The 7,290-nt window shown below is 53.9% G+C and carries 7 protein-coding genes; 3 read left to right on the top strand and 4 right to left on the bottom strand.

Annotation, left to right across the window (positions count from 1 at the left end; all coding sequences use genetic code 11):
- Positions 1-320 precede the first annotated feature (320 nt).
- Entirely contained in the window at positions 321-1,202 is an 882-nt protein-coding gene (gene pdxS / locus V6C16_RS05685; protein ID WP_333542871.1) for a pyridoxal 5'-phosphate synthase lyase subunit PdxS, read from the top strand.
- A gap of 1 nt (position 1,203) precedes the next feature.
- A complete protein-coding gene (gene pdxT, locus V6C16_RS05680) occupies positions 1,204-1,782 on the top strand; it encodes a pyridoxal 5'-phosphate synthase glutaminase subunit PdxT (RefSeq protein WP_333535942.1) in 579 nt (192 codons plus the stop codon).
- Between the two features lie 744 nt (positions 1,783-2,526).
- On the opposite strand, the gene V6C16_RS05675 is transcribed toward pdxT, so the two are convergent.
- The 4 genes from V6C16_RS05675 to V6C16_RS05660 form a co-directional block, all read right to left on the bottom strand.
- The gene (locus tag V6C16_RS05675) at positions 2,527-2,754 is read right to left on the bottom strand and encodes a hypothetical protein (RefSeq protein ID WP_333535944.1); all 228 of its coding nucleotides are present in this window, start codon (positions 2,752-2,754) and stop codon (positions 2,527-2,529) included.
- Between the two features lie 583 nt (positions 2,755-3,337).
- Positions 3,338-3,916, bottom strand: coding sequence for a type VI secretion system amidase effector protein Tae4 (locus V6C16_RS05670; protein WP_333535946.1), 579 nt, complete (start codon positions 3,914-3,916; stop codon positions 3,338-3,340).
- A gap of 13 nt (positions 3,917-3,929) precedes the next feature.
- Entirely contained in the window at positions 3,930-4,445 is a 516-nt protein-coding gene (locus V6C16_RS05665; RefSeq protein WP_333535948.1) for a PAAR domain-containing protein, read from the bottom strand.
- A gap of 675 nt (positions 4,446-5,120) precedes the next feature.
- Positions 5,121-6,800, bottom strand: a complete 1,680-nt coding sequence (locus V6C16_RS05660; RefSeq protein ID WP_333535951.1) for a bacteriohemerythrin — start codon at positions 6,798-6,800, stop codon at positions 5,121-5,123.
- 100 nt (positions 6,801-6,900) lie between these two features.
- Between V6C16_RS05660 and V6C16_RS05655 the strand changes: the two genes are divergently transcribed.
- Positions 6,901-7,290: sulfurtransferase TusA family protein (locus V6C16_RS05655; protein WP_333542870.1), on the top strand; the 390-nt coding region annotated here is incomplete at its 3' end.

The following is a 7,290-nucleotide window of genomic DNA, read 5'->3' as shown; positions in this document are numbered from 1 at the left end:
GGCAGGCCGGGCCACAAAAGCAGGGTCGCGGGCAGAGCCGCACGGGCGTTTTCCGCGTGCCTGTCCGCCAGGGAACCGCGCAGAAAAGGCAGCCTGATACAGAAACTGGGTGTGGTCGTCATAGGCATCCTCTGGAAAAATACAGCATACTCAGAGCCGGGGGAGAGCGCAAGCCGGAGGCGATCAGAACCTGTTTCGGCTTCGCCAATGTATTGTCAGGCGAACGCTTATGACATATAAAGCATCCCAGCAACGCCGCAGCGTGAGCGGTAGACTGCCAAACATCTCGCCGGCAGACCCGGCTCAAAGGAGTAGAAGAAATGGAACAGGGCACCATCCGCCTGAAGACAGGCCTTGCGGAAATGCTGAAAGGCGGCGTGATCATGGACGTCACCACTCCCGAACAGGCTAAGATCGCTGAAGAAGCCGGCGCTTGCGCCGTAATGGCTCTGGAGCGCGTACCTGCGGACATTCGCGCTGCCGGCGGCGTGGCCCGCATGGCCGACCCCACCATTGTTAAAAAAATTATGGAAGTGGCCTCCATTCCCGTTATGGCCAAGACGCGCATCGGTCACTTTGTGGAAGCGCGCATTCTTGAGTCTATGGGCGTGGACTACATCGACGAAAGCGAAGTGCTTACTCCCGCTGACGACAAATATCACATCGACAAGCGCGACTTTACCGTGCCTTTTGTCTGCGGTTGCCGCAATCTGGGCGAAGCCCTGCGTCGCATCGCCGAAGGCGCGGCCATGATTCGCACCAAGGGCGAGCCCGGCACCGGCAACGTGGTTGAGGCTGTGCGCCACTGCCGCCAGGTTATGGACGAAGTGCGCATGCTCTGCGCCCTGCCCGAAGCCGAAGTACCCAACTTTGCCAAAGAAATGGGCGCTCCTCTTGAACTGTGCCTGCTCGTGCGCAAAGAAGGCCGCCTGCCCGTGGTCAACTTTGCCGCCGGTGGCATTGCCACCCCGGCTGACGCCGCCATGATGATGCATCTTGGCTGCGACGGCGTGTTTGTGGGTTCCGGCATCTTCAAGTCCGGCGATCCGGCCAAGCGTGCCAGGGCCATCGTGCAGGCCGTGACCAACTACAAGGATTTCGCCCTGCTGGCCGAAATCTCCCGCGATCTGGGCGAACCTATGGTGGGTATTGAAATTTCCACCATTCCCTCGGGCGAGCGCATGCAGGAGCGGGGCTGGTAATATGGCCGCACGCTGTGTGGGTGTTCTGGCCCTTCAGGGGGCTTTTCGTGAGCATGTGGCCGCCGTGTCCCGTCTGGGCGTGGCGGCCCGCGAAGTGCGTCAGCTCAAGGATATGGATGGCATTGATGCCATGATCATTCCGGGCGGCGAAAGCACCACCATGGGCAAGCTGCTCAACGAGTGGCATATGCTGCAACCTCTGCGCGAGCGCATTGAACAGGGCATGCCGGTGTATGGCAGTTGTGCCGGACTTATCCTGCTGTGCCGCGTTATTGAAAATTCAGACCAGCCCCGGTTGGGCGTGCTGGACGCCACTGTGCGGCGCAATGCTTTTGGCCGTCAGGTGGACAGCTTTGAAACCGACCTCAGCATGCCGGAAATCGGCCCGGAACCCGTTCCGGCGGTTTTCATCCGCGCTCCTGTCATCACCAGCGTGGGGCCGGACGTAAAGGTGCTGGCCGAGGTCAAGGGGCAGGCCGTGGCCGTACGCCAGAACAACATTCTGGCTACGTCCTTTCATCCGGAGCTGACTCCGGATACGCGCCTTCACGGTTACTTTCTGGGTATGTGCGGCAACTGACGCAAACACCGTCCCGGACAAGGGGGAGGTTTTTGACGGTACGCGGCCGCTGTGCGGGTACTGATGGGCAACTGTTCTGAATATTGCGACAATGCAGGCCCGCTGCCACGCTTTCAGTATAAAGGGGAGAAACGTTTTTGGCGTTTTTCCCCTTTTTTATTGTTGCTTCCCCTTTTGGCGTCACTGCCCAACGCTTTTTGCCAAAATAAGAACGCGCTGCTTCAGAGCAAGAGAGCCGGAACTGCGGCGAGGGAGGGAGCGCGGAACCGAAGGTCAGAAAATGAAGGCGCAACGCGCCGGAGAAGTCCGGCATGTGCCTGCCTTGGTTGAACCGCCCCTCTTTCCCCTGCCCTAAACAAAGCAGTCCGCCATTCTGTGCAACGCCGCTTGGCTGGTCGCGCGTTGCCGGTTTTGCAAGGCAGCTATTACCAGGCGCCTTTTGTTAGGGCTCCCCAAATAATATGTACCTACTGATTGAAAAGCCTATAAGAGCCGTTACCCCGAAAAAGCACAAGAGGCGAACAATGTATTCTATTTTTTGTGAACGCGAAAATTTAACAGCAAAGGAAAGGCATGCTGTAATATATGCAATGCAATATATTAACAGCATGATGAAAAGCTCTGATATACCAGCATAATCTTCACCATAAAAACGCGGAGCCGGTAAACCTGGTATTCTGAGAAACTGAGAGCCAACTATAGCGCTTATGCAGAAACTAAAAATACCAATGAGAATTTTTTTCATTACTGCAGTTCCCAAATGAGGATTTTTTTTGAGCCAGCAAGATCAGAATACTGAAGGAAGCCGTCAAAGAGATCAATTGAACCAACCCCTAAGCCGAACCAGAGCATGCCCGCAGCAGCCGAAGCGGCAGAGATAATGGGAAATCTTGAGCCATTCCATAAATCTATATGATCGCCGGAAGGATATTTTTCACCTTTGCGGAGCCAGTAATCTTTTTCAGGCGACAACTGAAGTGTGCCGTCAAGATCATGGCTGCCCGGTCAATGGCGGAAGAGATCATGCCTGTGACCGGGAGGCCGTACAGGTGGAGCCGGAACTGCGGGGGGGGAGGGAGCGCGGAACCGAAGGTCAGAAAATGAAGGCGCAACGCGCCGGAGATGTCCGACATGTGCCTGCCTTGGTTGAACCGCCCCTCTTTCCCCTGCCCTAAACAAAGCAGTCCGCCATTCTGTGCAACGCCGCTTGACTGGTCGCGCGTTGCCGGTTTTGCAAGGCAGCTATCACCAAGCGCCTTTTGTTAGGGCTCCCCAAATAATATGTACCTGTTGATTGAAAAGCCTATCAGAGCCGTTACCCCGAAAAAGCACAAAAGGCGAACAATGTATTCTGTTTTTTGTGAACGTGAATAGTTCATGGCGAAAAAAAAGCAAGATAGGAAATAAATAATAAAATATATAATTCCACAAAGTACAGAATATCCAGCACAGTCTTCACCACAGACTGGGATCTGAGAAGCTGGCACCCTGATAAATTGGCAACCTACTATAAAGCTTATGCAAAAACTCAGGATTCCAATAAACAGATTTTTCACTACAGTAGCTCCCAAATAAGAATTTTACTGGCACCAGCCAAATCGGAATACTGAATATCAAAGAGGTCAATTGAACCAACCCCTAAGCCGAACCGGAGAATATTCATAGCAGCCGAAGGAGCTGAGGTAATGGGAAATCTTGAGCCATTCCATAAATCTATATGATCGCCGGAAGGATATCTTTCACCTTTGCGGAGCCAGTAATCTTTGAAAAAAATCACTCCTGTCTTTCCATCTGCCTTTTTCTGCCAATCTGTCCCCGTAATATCGGTTGGGGCAGGCCAGTTCGCCAAGTATCGTTTGTTGAGCCAGTTTGCAAGTTCTTCGGCGCGGAGAGCATGCTTTTCGTCCTTATGCAGTCCGCATGTTGCTCCTCTGTATGTTTTAAATGATGCGCCACATCTTTGAAGGGCAACCGCGACACGAATGGCACATTGATCTTCATATGTATTTTCGTCGCAGGGATAGCCTGTAGGAAAATTACCCCATAGCTCACTGAACGAAATGATTTTTTTGGGTTCTTTGACTTGTGAACCTTCTTTGAGATTCGTCAGCATGGTATTTTTGCGGTTTGGCATATAAGCAACTCCTTTATTCTGCGCCCTTGAGTACGGCCTCTTCACCCCAATATACTGTCAGGAGTTGTTTGCCTTGTGTGCTTATGCGGGGAGTTTTCCCTCCTTTGTCGGTTCGTCCCATATAGGTTCTACCGTCCTCAGTTTCAATAAAAAATGGATAATAATGAATGGGCTTACCAGTTGTGGCATCAATAGCGATGATTTGTTCATCGTATTGCCCGTCGAATGGCCCAGCATATGGAATTCGCTCCTCCTGAGAGTTTGCCGCAGCACTTCGGGCAATCAGTTTTGCTCCACAAGAAACCAAATCCCCATTGCGGGCAATCGGCTTTTGATCATCGAACGCTTCTGGAGCGCCACTGACAATATGATGCGTTCCTTTGCATTTTGGGCAGGATACCCTGTCTCCTACTCTGGCTATTGGTATGTCTTCATAAAACGTATTTTCAGACCCGGTAAGCACCTTGCCGCCGTGCGTTGTAGAGTCTCCAACTCGGATAACTTCTTCGTTTTCAATCGTCCAGACCATGGCTTATTTCCTGAGAAGAGATTTTTAAAAATATGTACGCACCCTAGTTAAGGTAAATTAACAAAAATCTATCTTGGCCGTGATTTGAAAATCAATGTTTTTTTGAAGGCGATAGTTATGTAATCAATCCTATTATACTGTATAGCGCCTTATGCATATAAAATTAAAATGATAAAGATGCATTAATCTCTGTGTAATATTTTTCGATTTGTAGATGATATAATCTGCTATATATTATGGAATTCAGACAGGTAGCGCATCTCTCCATCCCTCTGCTGCGAATATTGCTGGCATACTCAGTCACAGAAAGGCTTTTTGTGTCTGGTGTTGTCGTTTTTGAGTGTCATCCGGCTTGCGTGTCGCGCGGTTCGGATTTTTCGCCGAGGGCAGGGCAGCCTGCGCTTTCCGGAAGCAGTGCAGTGTGCTGGCGTTTTGGAACAGTCGTGTAAGGTCGTAAGTGTTACGTTTTGTCATTGGCCCGCGCAGGAACAGAAAGGGCCTTGCCGCACTGCTGCGGCAAGGCCCTTTTGGCGTGTTTTTCAGGGAAGGTAACTGTTTTTTGTTCCTGCTGCCCGGAAGTGCCGCCTGCGCGCCCCTCAGGCATGCCTGTGTTCCGCGTCAGGCCGCGTGGTGCCAGGGTATAAGGCCAGTGAACCGGTGCTGGCAGGCAGGTTTCTACCGGCCGTGATCCTGCTCAAAATCTTCCTTTTTGAGGTACGGCAGATAGGTGGGGTCTGTACCCATAATGTGCTGCACAAGCCAGTCCTTGAGGAAGGTCAGCAGATCCATGCTCACGGTGGCCGTACCGGATTTGAGCTGTTCTTCCACTTCATCCAGTTTTGCCACAAACTTTCTGTGGATTTTCATGTGTTCCGCCGCGCCCAGATAGGCGGTGGCGGTGAACAGCTTTTCTTCGTCCGCAAAGTGCGTGGCCGTGTAGTCGCGCAGCTTGCGCAGAATGGCCTGAAGCTCTTCCGTTGTGCGGTTGTGTGCCATTGCCGTGTACAGCTCGTTGATATAGTCAACCAGCAGCCGGTGCTGCCTGTCCACCATGGCGACATGCAGGTCGAGCTTGGGCGTCCACTGGACGAACTTGTCCGATGTGGCCTGCTCGTAGTCGCCGGAGACCAGCGCGTTGATGGTCATGTCCAGTTCTTCCATGCCGCTCTGGAAGCTCATGAGGGCGGCGATGAACGTCTCCATGCCGGCTACCGTCTGTTCCGATATCCGGCGGATTTCACCCATCGTTTCGCTTGTGCCGATGCTCTGCTCGGACTGATCCTTGACGCCTTGGGCTATGCTCTGGAGGTGGGCGGCGGTTTCGTTCATGGCGTGGAGAATGTCGCGCATGAAGGCCCCGGCACGGGCGGCCTGCTCGGCCCCGTCCATGCTCAGGCGGGCAGCCCTGTCCACAGTCTGCACATTGATTTGTGTTTCATCCTGTATGGCGCGCACGGCTTCTTCCACTTCCTTGGTGGCGCCCATGGTTTTTTCGGCCAGTTTGCGCACCTCGTCGGCCACCACGGCAAAGCCGCGCCCGGCATCTCCGGCCCGGGCGGCTTCAATGGCGGCATTGAGAGCCAGCAGGTTTGTCTGGTCGGCCACTTCATTGATGACATTCATGACATGGCCGATATTGCTGGCTTTTTCGCCCAGCCCGGCCATGGCCGCCTTGAGCTGTACGATGATATCCTTGAGTTTTTCGATGGAAGAAAGCGCGCCTTCCACTTCGCGTTCGCCCGTGGCGGCGCTGGCGCTGGAGCGCTGGGCGCTTTCTGAAAGTTCCTGTACCCTGGTTGACGATTGGAAGGCGGCCTGCGAAACTTTTTCCATAGCCTGGCTGCTTTCAGTGAGACTGTCGCGCTGGGACTCGACGCCCTTGCTCACCTCGACCACCAGGCTGGTCAGCCCACGCACGTCGGAGGACAGATTGCTGCATACCGAATGCGCCTTGTGCAGCACCATTGCCCCGCGTTCGGACTTGTTGTGCAGGTTCTTTTTTTCTTCTTCAACCGCGGCCAGACGTGCTTTAAGTTCGTCGGCCGTGGCGTTCATATGTTTGATGGCAGCGGCGTCTTCGGCCACGGCCTGTTCCGCGTCGTGCAGGTGGCTGAAGCAGTATCCGGCGCGTTCGGTCACATCACCCTCGCGGGCCGCAGCGCCATCGACAAAAAGAGCGTCGCTCTGCTCCCGCAGTTTTTTGTCCTCGGTCCTGCGTTTCAGCCAAAGGAGCGCGTCCGCCACGGCACAGGCTGCGGCGAAAACAGGCAGCAGCCATTGCAAGCCGTGCAGCGCACCCATAAAAGCCATGCCGGCGAGTGAACACAGTATGAAGAGTTGCAGTATAATGCCCATATATTTCCGCCTTGGTTTGCTTGCTTATCGGCAAATGTATATTTACTCTTAACAGCAAGAAATGTAAATAAAACCATGTAACAGCAAAGAGGTTGATATTATGGAGATTCTTGATTGCAGGGGGCTTGCCTGCCCTCAACCGGTCATCCGCTGTCGCACTGCCGTCGGGGAAGGGGCCGCTGCACTGGAAGTGGTGGTTGACAACGCCCCCGCGCTGGAAAATGTGCAGCGCTTTCTTCAGGGCCGTGGCTATCTGCTTGAGGTTGCGCAGGAAGACCCCCGGTGCTGGCGTATCAAGGCCGTATTGGCCGACGGAGGAGACGGATTGCCCGTCGGGAGCGTGCCGGTCACTGCGCCACAGGGCGCAGGGTCCGGCGCAGTGGAAGGAGGACCGGGCGCGCAGACCCTTGTTTTGCTGACCACAGAAACACTGGGGCGCGGCGATGACACCTTGGGCATGAAGCTTATGGAAAATTTTCTGGCTACGCTG

It is taken from the genome of Desulfovibrio sp. 1188_IL3213 (genome assembly GCF_036763145.1).
In the GTDB taxonomy this organism is placed as follows: Bacteria; Desulfobacterota; Desulfovibrionia; order Desulfovibrionales; family Desulfovibrionaceae; genus Desulfovibrio.
Note: the sequence above shows the minus strand (reverse complement) of the source record. Positions and strands in the feature narration are given on the sequence as shown.